The 15,956-nt window shown below is 59.8% G+C and carries 12 protein-coding genes; 7 read left to right on the top strand and 5 right to left on the bottom strand.

Features of this window, described 5'->3' with window-relative positions:
* Nucleotides 1–10: 10 nt before the first annotated feature.
* Nucleotides 11–649 carry a DedA family protein gene (locus CLV84_RS11460; RefSeq protein WP_104419931.1) on the bottom strand — a complete coding sequence of 213 codons (639 nt, stop codon included), beginning with the start codon at nt 647–649 and terminating at the stop codon, nt 11–13.
* Nucleotides 650–925: 276 nt separating this feature from the next.
* Between CLV84_RS11460 and CLV84_RS11455 the strand changes: the two genes are divergently transcribed.
* Entirely contained in the window at nt 926–2,410 is a 1,485-nt protein-coding gene (locus CLV84_RS11455; protein ID WP_104419930.1) for an alpha-amylase family glycosyl hydrolase, read from the top strand.
* Between the two features lie 84 nt (nt 2,411–2,494).
* On the opposite strand, the gene CLV84_RS11450 is transcribed toward CLV84_RS11455, so the two are convergent.
* Nucleotides 2,495–3,103 carry a 3-keto-disaccharide hydrolase gene (locus CLV84_RS11450; protein WP_406603342.1) on the bottom strand — a complete coding sequence of 203 codons (609 nt, stop codon included), beginning with the start codon at nt 3,101–3,103 and terminating at the stop codon, nt 2,495–2,497.
* Between the two features lie 145 nt (nt 3,104–3,248).
* On the opposite strand from CLV84_RS11450, the gene CLV84_RS11445 reads away from it, so the two are divergent.
* Genes CLV84_RS11445 through CLV84_RS11435 form a run of 3 tightly spaced genes read left to right on the top strand, consistent with a single transcriptional unit; the run spans nt 3,249 to nt 7,587 of the window.
* A complete protein-coding gene (locus tag CLV84_RS11445) occupies nt 3,249–3,836 on the top strand; it encodes a DinB family protein (protein WP_104419928.1) in 588 nt (195 codons plus the stop codon).
* A 38-nt stretch (nt 3,837–3,874) separates the two neighbouring features.
* Nucleotides 3,875–4,822: an NADP-dependent oxidoreductase gene (locus CLV84_RS11440; protein WP_104419927.1), complete on the top strand. Its 948-nt coding sequence runs from the start codon at nt 3,875–3,877 to the stop codon at nt 4,820–4,822.
* 53 nt (nt 4,823–4,875) lie between these two features.
* A complete protein-coding gene (locus tag CLV84_RS11435; RefSeq protein WP_104419926.1) occupies nt 4,876–7,587 on the top strand; it encodes a sialate O-acetylesterase in 2,712 nt (903 codons plus the stop codon).
* Nucleotides 7,588–7,592: 5 nt separating this feature from the next.
* On the opposite strand, the gene CLV84_RS11430 is transcribed toward CLV84_RS11435, so the two are convergent.
* Nucleotides 7,593–8,549 carry a hypothetical protein gene (locus CLV84_RS11430; RefSeq protein WP_104419925.1) on the bottom strand — a complete coding sequence of 319 codons (957 nt, stop codon included), beginning with the start codon at nt 8,547–8,549 and terminating at the stop codon, nt 7,593–7,595.
* 1 nt (nt 8,550) lies between these two features.
* The gene (locus tag CLV84_RS11425) at nt 8,551–9,198 is read right to left on the bottom strand and encodes a gamma-glutamylcyclotransferase family protein (protein WP_104419924.1); all 648 of its coding nucleotides are present in this window, start codon (nt 9,196–9,198) and stop codon (nt 8,551–8,553) included.
* A 136-nt stretch (nt 9,199–9,334) separates the two neighbouring features.
* Between CLV84_RS11425 and CLV84_RS11420 the strand changes: the two genes are divergently transcribed.
* Nucleotides 9,335–10,093 carry a bacteriorhodopsin gene (locus CLV84_RS11420; protein ID WP_104419923.1) on the top strand — a complete coding sequence of 253 codons (759 nt, stop codon included), beginning with the start codon at nt 9,335–9,337 and terminating at the stop codon, nt 10,091–10,093.
* A gap of 27 nt (nt 10,094–10,120) precedes the next feature.
* Here CLV84_RS11420 and CLV84_RS11415 read toward each other — a convergent pair whose 3' ends face one another.
* Nucleotides 10,121–13,036: an FAD-binding and (Fe-S)-binding domain-containing protein gene (locus CLV84_RS11415; protein WP_104419922.1), complete on the bottom strand. Its 2,916-nt coding sequence runs from the start codon at nt 13,034–13,036 to the stop codon at nt 10,121–10,123.
* Nucleotides 13,037–13,156: 120 nt separating this feature from the next.
* Here CLV84_RS11415 and CLV84_RS11410 point away from each other — a divergent pair, with 120 nt between their 5' ends.
* Nucleotides 13,157–15,100, top strand: a complete 1,944-nt coding sequence (locus tag CLV84_RS11410) for a peptidylprolyl isomerase (RefSeq protein WP_104419921.1) — start codon at nt 13,157–13,159, stop codon at nt 15,098–15,100.
* A complete protein-coding gene (locus tag CLV84_RS11405; protein ID WP_146088782.1) occupies nt 15,097–15,948 on the top strand; it encodes a hypothetical protein in 852 nt (283 codons plus the stop codon). The genes CLV84_RS11410 and CLV84_RS11405 overlap by 4 nt, the downstream gene beginning before the upstream one ends.
* Nucleotides 15,949–15,956 lie beyond the last annotated feature (8 nt).

Here is a 15,956-nt window from a genome sequence, read left to right as displayed (position 1 = left end):
GCGGCTAAGGCTACCGGAGCGTACTGCTCCGGACCAGCTTCACCACCACCGTCACCAACAAGCCCCCCACGAACACCGCCGCCAGGCCGATTACCAGCCAGCTCGTATGATCCCGGATGAAGGGGACGTTCCCCAAAAAGTACCCGAGCGTGACCAGGGAAACCACCCAGATGATCGCACTCAGCACGTTATACTTGGCGAAGCGATCGGGCTCCATTCTGGAAACGCCGGCGATGAAGGGGACCAATGCCTTGACGATGGGCAGAAAACGAGAGGTGATCAGGGCAGTGGCCCCGTACTTCCGGTAAAAAGCATGGGCCCGCAGGTAATTCCGCTTATTCAGCCACCGGAAGCGCTCGAACAGCACCGGCCCCAGCCCCTTCCCGAGCCGGTAACCGGTCCAGGCACCCAGCGTCGCAGCCACGGAGAGCAGGATGCAGATCGCGAACGGATTGAGCAGTGCACCGGCACAGAGTACGCCCACGGCGAAGAGCAGACCGTCGCCGGGAAAGAAAGGCGCCAGCGGAAAGAAGGCGGTTTCCGTATAGATGACCGCGAATAATAAGCCATACGTCGCCACCGGATAGGCCAGGGTGGCCTCCCGCAGACTGGCGTCAATGTGAAAAAAGAAATCGGCGAGCTCACCCATGTAATTCCTTAAACCGCTTGCGGCGGGGGAAAGGTTGTATCGGTGAACAAAGAGTGCTACGGGGTGGGACTAGTGGTCGCGCGAGTTATCGTTCGGCGACTAGTCGTCGCGCCATTAGTCGTCCGACGACTTACCGCCCCAGCGACCGCGACATTCTTAACCTGCAGTTAACATACCGTGGTGGAGCTACCTCCGCAACCTTGGCTGGCAGCCGACCTTCCCCCGACCGAAAACCTTGCCTTTACCAGAATCGTTTATCCACCTTAAAGCCCTTTCATGCAACCACTATGCTTTCGCACACTCCTGTGTTTACTCCTGACCCTAAGCCTGTTTAACTGCGAGCGCCGTGCCGAGGCGGAAGTCGTCACGAGCGAATCGGCTCCGGCCTCCGATCTGGCCGTCGAGCCCAACGTTCCCGAATGGGCCAAGAACGCCGTGATCTACGAAGTCAATCTGCGCCACTTCACACCCGAAGGCACCTTCTCCGCCTTCGAGGAACACATTCCCCGCCTGGCCGAAATGGGTGTCGACGTGCTCTGGTTCATGCCCATCCACCCCGTCAGTAAGGTCAACCGCAAAGGGGAACTGGGAAGCCCCTACGCCGTGGGCGACTACCAGGGCACCAATCCCGATTTCGGTACGCTCGAGGAGTTCAAAAGCATGGTCGACGCCATCCACGGGGCCGGCATGTACGCCATTATCGACTGGGTGCCTAATCACTCCGGATGGGACAATCCCTGGATCACCGAGCACCCTGACTTCTACACTAAAAAGGACGGGGAGATCACCGACCCCATCAACCCCGCCACCGGGGAAAGCTGGGGATGGACCGACGTGGCCGACCTCAACTTCGACAACGACGAATTGCGCGACAGCATGATCGCCGCCATGGAATTCTGGGTGGAAGAAGCCGGTATCGACGGCTTCCGCGTCGACGTAGCCCACGGCATCCCGGTGGATTTCATCGAGCAGGCCGCCGATTCGCTCTACGCCATTAAGCCGCTCTTCATGCTGGCCGAGGCCGAGGTACCCGAGATCGTCAACAACGGCGCCTTCGTCATGGATTACGGCTGGGAAATGCACCACACCCTCAACCAGATCGCCAAAACCCAGGGCGCCAACCGCGATGCTCAGACGGACGCCAGCAACATCGCCCGTGAGGAAGGCGAAGACCAGGACCGGGCCACGGCCCTCGATATCGACCGGGTCCTGAAGCGGTACGCCGACGACTACCATCGCGGCTATAAGATGCAGTTCACTTCCAACCACGATGAGAACTCCTGGTCCGGTACCGAATTCCAGCGCATGGGCGACGGACATCAGGCATTCGCCGTGCTTACCGCCACCTTCGACGGCATGCCGCTGATCTACACCGGCCAGGAATCCGCCGACGACCAGCAATACGAGTTCTTTACGAAGGATAACGTGGAGTGGGGCAACTACGAATACGCCGACTTCTACCGAACCCTATTCGACCTGAAGGAAAAGAATCAAGCCCTCTGGAACGGGGAGTATGGCGGTGACCTCCAAAAAATCCCGACCGGCAACGACGAGAACGTCTATGCCTTCACCCGCGAAAAGTACGGCGACCGGGTAGTCGTCCTGATCAATCTCTCCGCTCAGTCACAAGATATTACCCTCCAGGGCGACGCATTCGCCGGTGGCTACACGGAAGTCTTTACGCAGGAGTCGAACGAGCTACAAGAAGGGATGGACATGCATCTCGATCCGTGGGAATACCGGGTATATTCGAATCGCTAGCCGCTACGGCCCTTACTTTCCAGTACGTCAACCAAGCCCTTCCCCCGAGCGCATCGCTTGCGGGAAGGGCTTAATCGTTACGGCCTACCGGGCGGCCTCAATCGGCCGAATCTCGATGTCGCGCCACCGCACCCGAATACCGCCGCCGTCGTGAATTTGTAGGGCAATGGATCCCTTACCCTCGCCGATCTTCTCGTCCGTGAGCTGGATCATTTCTTGCCCGTTCAGCCAGGTGGTCACCGTGGGCCCCACCACGCGGATCTTCATCTTGTTCCACTCGCCCATTTTCAGGTACTTATCTTTTTCCGGATCGGGCTTGATGAGCCAGCCGCGGCCGTAGGATTCGTAAACGCCACCGGTATCGTGGCCGGGAGGTGCCACCTCGACCTGCCAGCCGCTAATTTTGGTTCCGTCGAGGGTTGACCGGAAGAATACGCCGCTATTCCCGTCGGCTTCCTGCAGGAACTCCAGCGTCAGCTCGAAATCGTCGTAGTATTCGTCCGTGCTGAGGTAGCCGTATTCGGCCTTCGGCCCGCTTTCGCAGATGATTTCCCCGTCTTCGACGTACCACTTTTCGTCACCGTGCACCGTCCAGCCTTCGAGGTCGTCGCCGTTGAAGAGTTCGGTGGCGGCGGGTCGGTTGCAGCCGAAGAGCAGGAAGAACAAGCCACCGGTAAAAAAGAAAAGCTTCATGGACATGATCTAAGGATTATTGTGGTCGGAAGATATTCGCTTTCTTTCACATCGCCATTGCGCCGGAGCGCGGGTGCCAGGACTACCGGTTCGGAACCACGCAAATCCGGAACCCTTTACCTTGACGAAGCAACCCAACCTGCCCATGCGAAAGCTTCCCCTGCTGCTCTGCTTGCTAGCCACCTTACCCTGTCGGGGGCAGACGGACAGCCTGCCCTACGCGGAAATCGCCGATTACCCAGCGGACTATTCGGCCGGCAACGTACTCGCTCGCATGATCGACGCACTGGGCTTTCGGTACTACTGGGCTACCGAAGGACTGAAAGAGCAGGATCTGGCCTACCGTCCTTCCGAAGACGCCCGCAGTGGTTACGAGACCATCGAGCACGTCTATGGTCTCAGCGAAATGATCCGCAGTGTCCCCAGGGGCGATACCATGGTCCGGCCGGAAGACCTGGAGGCGATTAGCTTCGCCGAATTGCGCGAGGAGACCCTGCGGCGACTTGCGGAATCCAGTGCCCTGTACCGGGGCATGTCCTCGGAAGCCTTGGCCGACCAGCGCGTCATGTTTTCCTACGATGGTACCTATTCCGAACACCCGCTCTGGAACCTCATCAATGGCCCCCTGGCCGACGCCATCTACCATACCGGGCAATTAGTTACGTTGCGCCGCAGCTCCGGAAATCCCGCCGATTCCCGGGTCAACCACTTCCTGGGCAAACTGCAACAGTAAGTTCTTGTTGGACTACCAACCAGACAAATTACTCCGCTATGAAAGCCTATACCCTTACTTCCCCCGATGGACCCGATGGCCTCCGTCTTGCTGACGTCGAAATGCCCCGGCCCGGCCCGGGAGAAGTACTCATCGAGGTACGCGCCTTGTCCCTCAATCCCGTAGACTTCAAGACCGCCCATGGTAAGGCGCTGTACGGATCGCTGCGGGAGGAAGACCCGATCATCCTGGGCTGGGACGTTGCCGGCCGCATCAAGGAGGTCGGGGAAGGAGCCGGAAAATTCGTGGCCGGACAGGACGTTTTCGGCATGGTGAATTTTCCAGGTCATGGGAAGGCGTACGCCCAATACGTCACCGCCCCGGTCAGCCAACTGGTACTGAAACCGGAAACCATCGATTTCCATGAGGCGGCGGCAGCCACGCTTGCCGCCCTTACGGCCTGGCAAAACCTCATCGAAATAGCCGACATAAAAGCAGGGCAACGGGTGCTCATCCACGCCGCCGGCGGGGGCGTCGGGCATTTTGCCATCCAGCTAGCCAAGGAACGCGGCGCCTACGTAATCGGTACCGGCTCCAGATCGAAGCAGGATTTCATCCGCGAACTCGGTGCGGACGAGGCAATCAACTACGAAGAAGTCGATTTCGAGGACATCCTAAGCCCCGTCGATGTCGTACTGGACTCCCTCGGCCCGGAACATCTCAATCGCTCCCTCACGGTGGTCAAACCCGGAGGTAAACTACTCACCATCGCCGCCGGACTTAGTGATTCCTTAAAGGAACGAGCGGAATTTAAAAGCGTGGAACTCCACCACCACCTCGTCCAATCCAGCGGAGCGAACATGGAGGAAATCGCCAGCCGTCTGGCCGACGACCGGCTGAAGGCACACGTATCCAAAACCTACGCGTTTGCTAACTTGCCCGCCGCCCTGCGGGAACTCGAAGGGGGAAGCACGCGGGGTAAGCTTATTGTAACGCTGGATCAATAATGGATCACGGCTGCCCGTAACGCAGCTCGGCCGAATACTACTTAACGTCAGACATGCCAACACGCAATCGATTCCGCTACTTCAGTGCCGCCTTGGTCTGTGCATTGCTCCTGCTCACCGGAGCCACCGCTTCCGCCCAAATCCGCCTGCCCCGGCTGATCAGCGATAACGTGGTGTTGCAACGGGACCAGGACCTGGAGCTCTGGGGTTGGGCGTCACCCGGCGAGCGGATCCGCATCGATATCGCCGGTGCGCGACTCCGCACCCGGGCCGACGGGGAAGGAAACTGGTCGGTTACCCTGCCCGCGCAACCCGCTGGAGGTCCTTTCGAGATGACCCTGATCGGCGAAAACGAGCTGACGATCGGGAACGTGAGCTTCGGCGACGTCTGGGTTTGCTCCGGCCAATCGAACATGACGGTGTGGCTGGAGCGCGTCAAGGAAATTTACGCCGAGGAAATTGCCGCGGCCGACGAGCCCGAGATCCGGGAATTTTTCGTCCCCACCATGACGGAGCTGGCCGGGCCTCGGGAAGATTTCCCCGAGGGAGAGTGGAAGGCGGTCACTCCCGAGACCGTCATGGATATGAGCGCCATCGGCTACTTCTTCGCCCGTCGCCTGCATGAGACCTACGACATTCCTATCGGCATCATCAACACCGCCGTGGGGGGCACGCCGATTGAAGCGTGGACGAGCGCGGAAGGGTTACGCTCCTTTCCCGAGCTGCGGGAAACGATTGCTAGAAACAGCGACCCGGAATTTCTGGAACGGCTCAACGCCCCGCGAGCGGGTGGCGGAAGGCCCGCCGGCCCTCCACCGGTGACGGACCAGGGGTTGATCGAAGCATGGTACGCTCCGGACTACGAGCCCCGGGGCTGGCAGCCGTACTACATCCCCGGCTACTGGGAGGACCAGGGCGTCAGCGACTTGAACGGATCCGTATGGTTCCGGCGGGAGATCGACATACCCGCGGAGTGGGCGGGTAAAGAACTAAAACTCTTCATGGGCCGGATCGTCGATGCCGACGCGATGTACGTCAACGGCCAGCAGATCGGCAACATTACCTACCAGTACCCGCCGCGGCGCTACGTCGTCCCCGAGGGGCTGCTGCGGGAAGGAAAGAACCTGCTGACGGTTCGGGTGATGAACTACGGGGGCAAGGGCGGATTCGTACCGGATAAAACCTACGTACTCACCGATGGAAAGGATAGTATGGATCTGAAAGGCACCTGGCAATACAAAGTCGGTGAGGTGTACGTTCCACGGGCCCGCGGTGGGGGCGGCGGTTTTTCCTTCTCCGCCCAGAACCAACCTTCCGCCCTCTATAATGCCATGATCGCTCCCATCGAGCGATTTGCGGTGAAGGGATTCAATTGGTACCAGGGAGAATCGAACGTCGGCGGGGCGCAGGAATATTACCAACTCCTGCCGGCCCTGATCCGTGACTGGCGCGACAATTTCGACCAGGGAGCGTTGCCGTTTCTCACCGTACAGCTCGCCAATTTTCAGGATGCTACCTACGTTCCCGTAGAAAGCCAGTGGGCGGTACTGCGGGATGCCCAGTTGCAATCGCTAAAACTGCCCAATACCGGCCTCGCGGTGGCGATCGATATCGGCGAGTGGAACGATATCCATCCACTGAATAAGAAAGACGTGGCCGAACGCCTGGCTCTCGAAGCCCGTCGGATCGCCTACGGAGAAGTCGACCTGGTTTCTACTGGTCCACTTTATGCATCTGCCTCCGTGGACGCCGACAGCCTGCGCATCCGCTTCGATCGCGTCGGGCGGGGACTGACGACCACCGACGGACTCGACCCCCAGTATTTTTCCATTGCCGGCTACGACCGGGAATATCATTGGGCCGAAGCCCGGATCGAGGGTGACGAAGTGATCGTGTGGTCCGACGCGGTTACCGATCCCCGCTACGTCCGCTACGCCTGGGCCGACAATCCCTTCGGAGCCAATCTCACCAACGACACGGGCCTGCCGGCATCCCCCTTTCAGTCGGACAATCGCGTCGCAACCGCGGACAGCCTGTGGCGCGGCAAACAAGCGGGCGTCGTGCTGACCTACGACGATGCGCTAACCGGCCAATTGGACCGGGTAGTCCCCCTGCTCGACAGCCTTAACCTCAAGGCATCCTTTTACCTGACGGCCTCCTTCCCCGGCTTTCAAAACCGCCTGGAGGATTGGCGCCGCGTGGCCCGGAGCGGGCACGAGCTAGGCAATCATACCCTCTACCACCCCTGCGATGCCAGGGGAGCGGGTCGCGAATGGGTTGCCGCTGACAACGACCTGAGCAAGTATACCACGGATCAACTCTTACGGGAAATTGATGTGACCAACAGTTTGCTGCAGGCCCTCGACGGCGAAAGCGAGCGGACCTTCGCCTACACCTGCGGCGATACGGCTACCGCCGACGGCAGCTTTAAGGAGGCTTTACAAGACCGCTTCATCGCCGCCCGTGGCACTACTCCCGGGCTGGACGGAGTAGGTTCGGCCGATCTGTACGACCTCCACACTTACGTTGCCAACGGCCATTCCGCCGAGGAGATGATCGCCTGGATCGAGCGGGCGAAGGAGGAAAATGCGCTGGTGACCCTGCTTTTCCACGGCGTAGGGGGTGGGCACGATATCAACGTTAGCGAAGCAGCCCACCGGGAGCTGGTGGAATATTTATACCGAAACCAGGACGAACTCTGGGTAACGACGCTGCGCGATGTATCCCGTCATATGGTGGATCAAGCGGCGATCATCAATAAGTAGGTCAGCTAGGTCAGCACGCTCCAGTCGACGTGGAAATCCATCATGAGGGATTCGCCCTTCTTCAAGTTATTCACTTCCAGGTAATAGACGCCCGGACTCAACTCCAGCAGACTGGTGATCCGCGTCGGCTCACCGGCTCGGTTTCGGAGGTAGGCATCGGGTGGTTTTGAAAACATTTGTTCCAGCCCGATGATGCTACTAAAATCGGCAATCATGCGCGCGGTCAGGGTATCCATTTCCATGCGCATCCCGATATCCTCGTTGCCTTCGTTAAATCCGTTGTAGTAGACGGTGGAAGTAAAATAGACATCGGAATTTTCCAGGTGCTGACCGATTTTACCCGCGTTCAGTTTGCTGGGCCGGTCGGTGAATTCCAGCTCCTTCCAGGGATGCAGGATATTGAGATCGACCACGCCGGAGGAAGCATCCTTGATGGTAATTTCGTTGTTCGGCCGGTTGTATTTATTGAAGCGGTAGTAGTGGTACTCGCTATGCACGTCAATCGATTTTTCCAGGCGATTGATGTACTTTGAATAAACCGGTGCTTCCCGCTCGTTGCGAATATGAATGTACTTGACGTACACCATCTTCACTTCCTGTACCAAGGGAATCTGCTTCTTCAGCGCGGCCTTCTGTTGCTTTTCGGATAGTTCCCGCTCGATAATCTCCCGCAAGCGTTTGTTGTCCGTTTCCGCTTGCAGCCGGATAGCGGCGCACTCCTTCTCATGCTGTAGATGTAGGGCCTGCAGGGTACTCCCCTGTCGGACTTTTAATTCGGAGAGCTCGCCGGAAAACTGGGTCTCTGCTTTGGTCAGGTGGTTCTTGTGGCTTTCCTGGAGCACCTCCACCTTGTTGCGGTAGTACGACCGCTGAACGCCGAGTCCGATGCCAACCAGGGTGATCAGCCCGATCAGAATGGTCAGCATGACTTCCACGTTCTCCAAGTTTCCTAGTTCTGGCATATCACTCGAAGTAGATGAGGTTAAAGAGGGATGGATCGGGCAGGTGATCCTGTAATAGTTGGTCGATGCGATAGGCATTCGGGCAATGGATAAAGGGGCGGCGGGGATAAATCCGGTCGTTTACCCAGTAGCCATTCCAACCTACCGTGCTTCGTATGAAATTGGCCGCGAAACCGTAATCGCGCGCGGCGGGAAACAGCTCCTCGATCTCCAGACATCCGTTGAGGCAGATATCCACGTACGACTGCACGATCGGCGCTTCGGGGGAAGGAAAGAAGGGGGAAAGATCCTGCCCGGCAGGTATGTCCGACAGGTAGACGTACACTATCGCCTCGGAAAGATCCACGTCGGATAGGACGTCGATCGCTTCCGGGCTTATCTCGGCGCGCAGATACCCGGCCTCCCGCACGTCGATCCGCGCCAGTTGTGCCGCGGTCACCTCATACATAATCCCGTTCACCGATTCAGGCCCGTCGGATCGCCGGCACCCCAGGAAGGTGGTGGTCAGTCCGGGTACGTTCACGTGGGCGTACCAGCCCCTTTGGTAGCCATGGATCACGATCGGATGGACTTCCGTTGCCTCCGGGGTAGTACGCACCCGCGATGCCCTTTCGATCAGCGAACCGTAGCCAAAAACAAACTGCTTCATAGCACCCTAAAGTAAGCGTGCTAACTCGTAATGGGGAAATGCATCCACGCTTCGCTGCCGCCTGAAGACACCGTGCTACGAACATCGCCTCGAAATCGGGCTTTCCCAATTGTCCCTTCCCCTTACTCGTTCGACCATGACCGAAACCAACATTCTCCTCCACTGGGCCTACGTAGCCGTCATGGCCGCCAGTGCCATCGCCATTCTCTCGATGGCCCGGAATCCGAAAGGGGTACCCCAGTACAAATACCTCATCCACGCCTTCGTGGTTATTTGGTCGGGATTAGTCTATTCGGCCATCGCCTTCGGCCAGGGTACCGTGGAAGTAGGAGGCGAAACCGTGTACTTCGCCCGCTATCTCGACTGGGTGATCAGCACTCCGCTGCTGTTACTGTCGTTGGTTCTGACGGGCAAGTACACGCTCAAACTGGAAGGCTCCATCACCGCCGGACTTCTCGGGTCTCAGGTCATCATGATTCTGACGGGCCTCGTAGCCGATCTCTCACCGAGCGCTAACCGCTGGTTCTGGTATATCGCCGGCTGCGTCGCCTTACTGGTGGTCTTTCGCCTGATGTGGCGGGAGCTCTACGCGAAGGCCAAGATCCAGGGCCCGGAGCTTACCGCCGCCTACAAAGCGTCGGCGGTGTTTCTTAGCGTGCAGTGGTTGCTATACCCCCTGGCCTGGGCCCTGGGTACCCCCGGATTGGGTGTTTTCGATCCCCTGCTGACGTCGGTGCTCTTCATCGTACTTCCCATCGTCTCCAAAGCGGGATTCGCGTTTTACAACCTGTCCAAATTGCGGGCCTTGCCGGATTACTTGCACCGGGCGGCGAGTGATCCCCGGAAAGCCACGGAGGTAGAGCGAAATCCACCCCTAACGGCAACCCCCGTCTAGGTCGTTACCGGAACGTTCAGGCCCGAGTCAACCCCAACTCGCCCACAACACCTCCGCCGAGTGCCGGGCCCGCCACCCCAGTTCATCCTTCACCGTATGGCGGCAGCTGGTGCCGGAAGCCACCACGATACTGTCGGGCGCTCGATCCCTGATTTTAGAGATCAAAGACTGCTCAGCGATGGTGCGGCTCACTGCGTAGTGCTCCGCCTCGTAACCGAACGACCCCGCCATGCCGCAGCAGCCGCTGTCCAGCAGGCGAACGGTATAGTTTTCGGGCAAGGAGAGGACGGAGGCACACTTACTGCTATCGCCCAAAGCCTTTTCGTGGCAGTGGACGTGCAGTAAGATATCGCAGCGCACATTTCCGAAATCCTCGGAGCCGATCCGTCCCAGTGCCACCTCGCGGTACAGCCACTCGTCGAAGGTGAAGGCGTGGGTACCGAGGACGTGGGCGGCCTCCTGCAGCTCCCCCCGGAGTAGCTTCGGATACTCGTCGCGGAAGCCGAGAATAGCGGAAGGCTCCAGGCCCACCAGCGGAGCCTCCTCTCCTACCCGGTGGCGGAAGCAGAGTACGTTGTTGCGGGCGCGCCGACGGGCGGACCGCAGCAGGCCTTTACTCAGTTCGGCCCTACCGCTCGCCTGGTGGCCCGGCCAGTGTACTTCATAACCCAGCTTCCACCACAGGCGTAGGGCCGCCTTACCCACTTCCACGTCCTGGTAGTTGATGAACTCGTCACCGAAGAAGTACAACCGCCCGCGTTTCCCGGCGCCACGGGGGCGTTCGCGCTCGAAAAACGACCGAAGCGGCTCCTCCGGGAAGGCGGGTAAGGATCGCCCGGCGGCAATGCCGGCGATCCGCTTGACGGCCGGCCCCGCGATCCGTAACAGGGTGTTGCTCAGGCCCGGCACCTTCCCGCCCCAGCGGTACAGGGATTCGTTGGCGGCGATCAGGCGGGTACGGAGCGATACGCCTTCCGCTTGCTGTTGCTGGTGCAGGTATTCCGCCTTTAGGTTGGTCATATTTACCGTGCTGGGGCATTCGCTGGTGCACGCTTTGCAACTGAGGCAGAGATCCATCGCTGTTTCCAGGGCGGGATGGGTGAAGGGGTCTTCTTTCTGGTTTCGCGTTAGCACCTCCCGCAGCACGTTGGCCCGTCCGCGGGTGCTGTCTTTCTCGTGCAGGGTGGCCCGGTAACTGGGGCACATGGCCCCGCCAGAAAGCTTCCGACAGTCACCCGAGCCGTTGCATTTCTCGGCCGACCGGAGGATGCCCCCGTCACGGCCGAAATCGAGGGCCGTATCGTAAGCGGGGGTATGGTGACCGACATCGTACCGCAGGCTTTCGTTCATCGGGGGTGCCTCCACGATCTTGCCGGGGTTGAAGAGGTGGTGTGGATCCCACTGCCGTTTTAGCTCGACGAGCAGCTGGTACACCTCCCCACCCAGCATTTCTTCCAGGAACTGACCGCGCACCCGACCGTCGCCGTGCTCGCCGCTCAGACTGCCGCGGTATTTCTTGACGAGGCGGGCGACGTCGCGGGTGATCTCGTAGAACTTTCGCCGGCCGTTTTCCGACTTGAGGTCCAGGATCGGCCGCAGGTGCAACTCCCCGGCGCCGGCGTGGGCATAGTATACCGGGTGCTGCTGGTAGACTTCCATAAGCTTACTGAACTCGGCGATGTAGTCGGCCAGATCCGTCAGCGCTACGGCGGTGTCTTCGATGCAGGCTACGGCCTTGGCGTCTCCGACCATGTTGCCCAGGATACCTAGCCCCGCGGAACGTAGGGCCCACACTTGATCGGTATTTTTTTGGGCGGCGAGCGCGGGTGCGGCGTAAGCCGGTTCGGCCAGGCGGTCGGGGTCCATTAATTCCCTTCCTAGTTCATTCGCCAGCGCCAGGGCGGCTTCGTCGGTTTCGGCCCGGTATTCCACTAACAACAGGGCGCGGGGATTTCCCTGCACGAAGGCGGCGTTGCGGCGTTGGTCCGGATTGTCGAGGGCGAGGTTAAGGATCGTATCGTCCATCAGTTCGCACATGAAAGGCTCGGTCGCCATGGCGGCCTGGGTAGCCCGCAGCGAGGCATCGATGCTCCGAAAATGGAGGGCCACTACCGCCGAGCCTTCGGGTGGCAGCGGCAGAATATTCACTTTGAGCTGGCTCGTGAAGGCCAGGGTACCCTCCGATCCGGCCAGCAGCGGGCACAGGTCGATGCGCCCGGGAGCGTCACCGGCTTCGAATTGCCGGGCCAGGAGGTCGAGGGCGTACCCGTTGTTGCGGCGGGTGACTTCGGCTTTCGGGAAAGCATCCAGAATGTTGCGACGGGTTACGGGGTCGGACAGCGTACGGTGAAGGAATCGCCGTACGTTCGCCAGGGTTTCAGAAGTTGATGGTTCCTGCGCTCCGGCGCCCAAAGCCTGCACGCTACCGTCCGCCAGTACCACCCGGGCGGCCAATACGTGGTCGCGGGTACTGCCCACGGTAATGCTGGTGCTGCCGCAGCTGTTGTTGCCGAACATGCCCCCGATCGTACAGCGGTTGGCCGTGCTGGTGTTGGGCCCGAACCAGTACCCGAGCGGCCGGAGGGCGGCGTTTAGTTGATCGCGGATAACACCCGGCTCCACGATGGCGTAACCGGCCTCCGTATCGATCTCGACGATGGCGCGCAGGTGCCGGCTCACGTCCACGACCAGCCCGGCGCCAACGGCCTGTCCGGCCAGACTGGTGCCCCCCGCCCGGGGCGTAATGGGCAGGCCGTTGGCCCGGGCAAACGTGACGCAGGCCACGATATCCGCCTCCGAACGGGGGAAGGCAACGGCCAGGGGCAACTCCCGGTACACACTGGCGTCGGTAGCGAAAAGGATGCGGTGGAGTCCGTCCGTTTCCAACTCACCCTGCAAGCGAGCGGACAAATCAGACCAGGGGATCGAAGCGGTAGCGGGCATGCGGTGAATTTACGGTAGTGGGTGCGGGCAGCGGTATCACAATAAGCGCCGCGCAAAAATGGTTACTTTTGCGGCCTCCGAAGGCCTTGTTTTCTTAGCTACCGGACATAACACAAGTATATGATCAAGTCTGTTATAGGACTCCTCCTACCCGTATTGCTGGCCTTTCCCCTGGCCGCGCAGGACGATAGCGACGTATTGTTCACGGTGAGCGGGGAGCCCGTTACCGTCGGCGAATTCCGCTACATCTACTCCAAAACCAACGGCAAGGAGGCCGACTTCAGCCGCGCCAGCGTCATGGAGTATTTGGACCTCTACGAACGCTTCAAACTGAAGGTGGCCCGTGCCCGGGAGATGGGGCTCGACACCATCGTCGCCCTGCAGAACGAGCTGGAGGGTTACCGCCAGCAACTGGCCGACAACTACCTGCTCGACCAGGAAGTGACCGACAAACTCGTCGCCGAGCTCTACGAGCGCAAGCAGCGGGACGTCGACTTCAGCCATATTCTAATCAACATCGCTTCCCTGGATCCGGCCGACACCCTGGCTGCCTACGAGCGGGCGATGGAGGTGAAGAAAGGGCTTACGGCCGACAATTTTTCCAGCCGGGCCGCGGAAGCAAGCGACGATGCCTACAGCAAAGACCAGGGCGGCCACATCGGTTTCGTGAACGCCCCGCTACCCAACGGCATGTATCACCTGGAATCGGCGCTGTACGGGGCCAACGACGGCCAAGTCGTCGGACCGGTACGTACCCCCGCCGGCTACCACCTGCTGCTGAAACACGGGACCCGTCCAGCCTACGGCGAGGTCGAGGCCGCCCACATCCTGCTTCGCAAATCCGACGAGACCGACGACGCGGCCCAGCGCCAGCGTGCGGAAGCTGCCCGGCAGGCGTTACGGGACGGCCGTTCGTTCGAGGACGTGGCCGCCGAATACAGCGAAGACGACAAGACCAGCAAACAGGGGGGATACATCGGCTTCTTCGCCATCAACCGCTACAATAAGACGTTCGAGGAGGCGGCCTTTTCCCTTACCGAGGACGATCAGGTGAGCGAGGTGGTCGAAAGTCCGGTGGGCTTCCACATCCTGAAGCGAATTTCCCACCGCGGCGTACAACCCCTGGAGGAACAGGCTCCTCTTTTGGAGGCGGCCGTACGGCAGGATTCCCGCTTCGCCGAAGCCCGGCAGGCGCTCTTTGATCGCCTGGAGCGGGAGTACGGCACGCGCAAAGTAGACGCTACTTATTCTTCTTTCGTGAACGCACTCGATTCGACTTTTTTCCAATTGGATACCGATTTCGGCTCGACGGACCGCAGCGCCGCCCTGCTGCGGGTTGGGGACCGGGAATATACCACCGGCGAATTCATCGACTACCTCGAAGCCAACGCCCGCCTCCGGGCGAGCCTGGAGCGGCGATTCGAGATCGAAGGAGCGATCGAAAACCTCTTCGAAAGCTGGAAGGACGAGCGGGTGGAGCACTACGCCGAGGCGCGGCTGGAGGAGCAATTTCCCGAATTTAAGGCCCTGATGCGGGAATACCGCGAAGGCATCTTACTCTTCGAAGCCACCAAACTCGAAGTTTGGGACCGGGCGGGAGAAGATACCATCGGCCTGCAAGCCTTCTTCGACGATCACCGCGATCAGTATCGGTTCGCCCCCCGCGCCCGGGTGCTGAAGTACACCATTAACACGGCCGAGGGGACGGATGCCCGGGCGGTAGCCGCGGCCGCTTCGTCGCAGACGTCCGCGGAGCTAGTCAATAAATTCGGCACCGATGGTCTACGCATCGAAGAGCAGGTGTACGAGGAGGCTACCCTGCCGGAAGGCGTCTCCTTCCGGGAGGGTACGCAGTCGCCGGTAGATCAAGTGGACCGCAACACCGCCGTCTTTTACCGGGTGGTAGAAATGCTTCCCGCCCGACAGAAGGAGCTTTCGGAGGCCCGCGGCTACGTGATTGCCGATTACCAGGATCAGTTGGAGCGGGAATGGGTCAAATCCCTACGCGAAAAATTTGAGGTTCAGCGAAACGAAGCCGTCCTGGCCAAACTGATCGAGTCTTGAGGAACTACGTCTGGACGGCAATGGCCGCCCTGTTATTAATGGCTTGCGGCCCGGCCGAAACGGAAACTACCGACGACCCGGTACTGGCGCGGGTTCACCAGCGGGAGTTGCGCCTGTCGGAGATGGAAGGGATGTTTCCCAGTGGGGCTACGCTGGCCGACAGCACCGTGATCATCGAAGCCTTCGCCAACCGCTGGGCACGGGATGCCGTCCTGCTCTGGGAAAGCGAGCAAAATGCCCCGAGCGACTTAAATCTGGACCGGTTGGTGCGGGACTACCGGGCCAGCCTCGTGCGGAGCAGCTACGAAGAGGAGTTGGTATCGACCAAACTGGATAGCGCGATCACCACGGAGGAATTGCGCACCTTTTACGATGCCACCCAGGAAGAATACCAACTGGAAACCCCCATCGTGCGTTGTTTATTCCTACGCGTTCCCTATCCGACGCCAGAGGAGGAAAGCCTCCAACTGTTGTGGAACAATGGCAATCCGGAAGATACCTCCGCCCTTAAGCGGTACGCCCGTAAGTACGCGGAGGCTTATCTGCTGGATGAATCGGCCTGGTACGGGCTGAACCAAATTGCCACCCAGCTGCCCGAAGGAACCCTGACGGCCGACAATGTGAACACCAAACGGGAGTTCACTCAGCTGGACGGCACGAATCGGTATTACTTTCGCCTCTTCGAACTGAAGCCGCGCCTGGAAATCGCTCCGCTGAGTTACGTGGAAAACCAGGTACGGAGGGCGATACTGCACGGGCGAAAACGCGAAGTGCTGGAGAAAAGCCGGGAAGAAATTTTCGACCGGGAACTGCGGCGCGACAACATTCAATTTTTTACCAACCGTTAACCGGAACC

The sequence above is a fragment of the Neolewinella xylanilytica genome (assembly GCF_002934605.1).
GTDB classification, from domain to species: Bacteria; Bacteroidota; Bacteroidia; order Chitinophagales; family Saprospiraceae; genus Neolewinella; species Neolewinella xylanilytica.
This window is presented reverse-complemented; position numbering and strand designations above follow the sequence as displayed.

Coding starts and splice junctions, on each gene's coding strand:
- CLV84_RS11460 (WP_104419931.1), bottom strand. CDS start 649: ATGGGTGAGCTCGCCGATTTCTTTTTTCACATTGACGCCAGTCTGCGG.
- CLV84_RS11455 (WP_104419930.1), top strand. CDS start 926: ATGCAACCACTATGCTTTCGCACACTCCTGTGTTTACTCCTGACCCTA.
- CLV84_RS11450 (WP_406603342.1), bottom strand. CDS start 3,103: ATGAAGCTTTTCTTTTTTACCGGTGGCTTGTTCTTCCTGCTCTTCGGC.
- CLV84_RS11445 (WP_104419928.1), top strand. CDS start 3,249: ATGCGAAAGCTTCCCCTGCTGCTCTGCTTGCTAGCCACCTTACCCTGT.
- CLV84_RS11440 (WP_104419927.1), top strand. CDS start 3,875: ATGAAAGCCTATACCCTTACTTCCCCCGATGGACCCGATGGCCTCCGT.
- CLV84_RS11435 (WP_104419926.1), top strand. CDS start 4,876: ATGCCAACACGCAATCGATTCCGCTACTTCAGTGCCGCCTTGGTCTGT.
- CLV84_RS11430 (WP_104419925.1), bottom strand. CDS start 8,549: ATGCCAGAACTAGGAAACTTGGAGAACGTGGAAGTCATGCTGACCATT.
- CLV84_RS11425 (WP_104419924.1), bottom strand. CDS start 9,198: ATGAAGCAGTTTGTTTTTGGCTACGGTTCGCTGATCGAAAGGGCATCG.
- CLV84_RS11420 (WP_104419923.1), top strand. CDS start 9,335: ATGACCGAAACCAACATTCTCCTCCACTGGGCCTACGTAGCCGTCATG.
- CLV84_RS11415 (WP_104419922.1), bottom strand. CDS start 13,036: ATGCCCGCTACCGCTTCGATCCCCTGGTCTGATTTGTCCGCTCGCTTG.
- CLV84_RS11410 (WP_104419921.1), top strand. CDS start 13,157: ATGATCAAGTCTGTTATAGGACTCCTCCTACCCGTATTGCTGGCCTTT.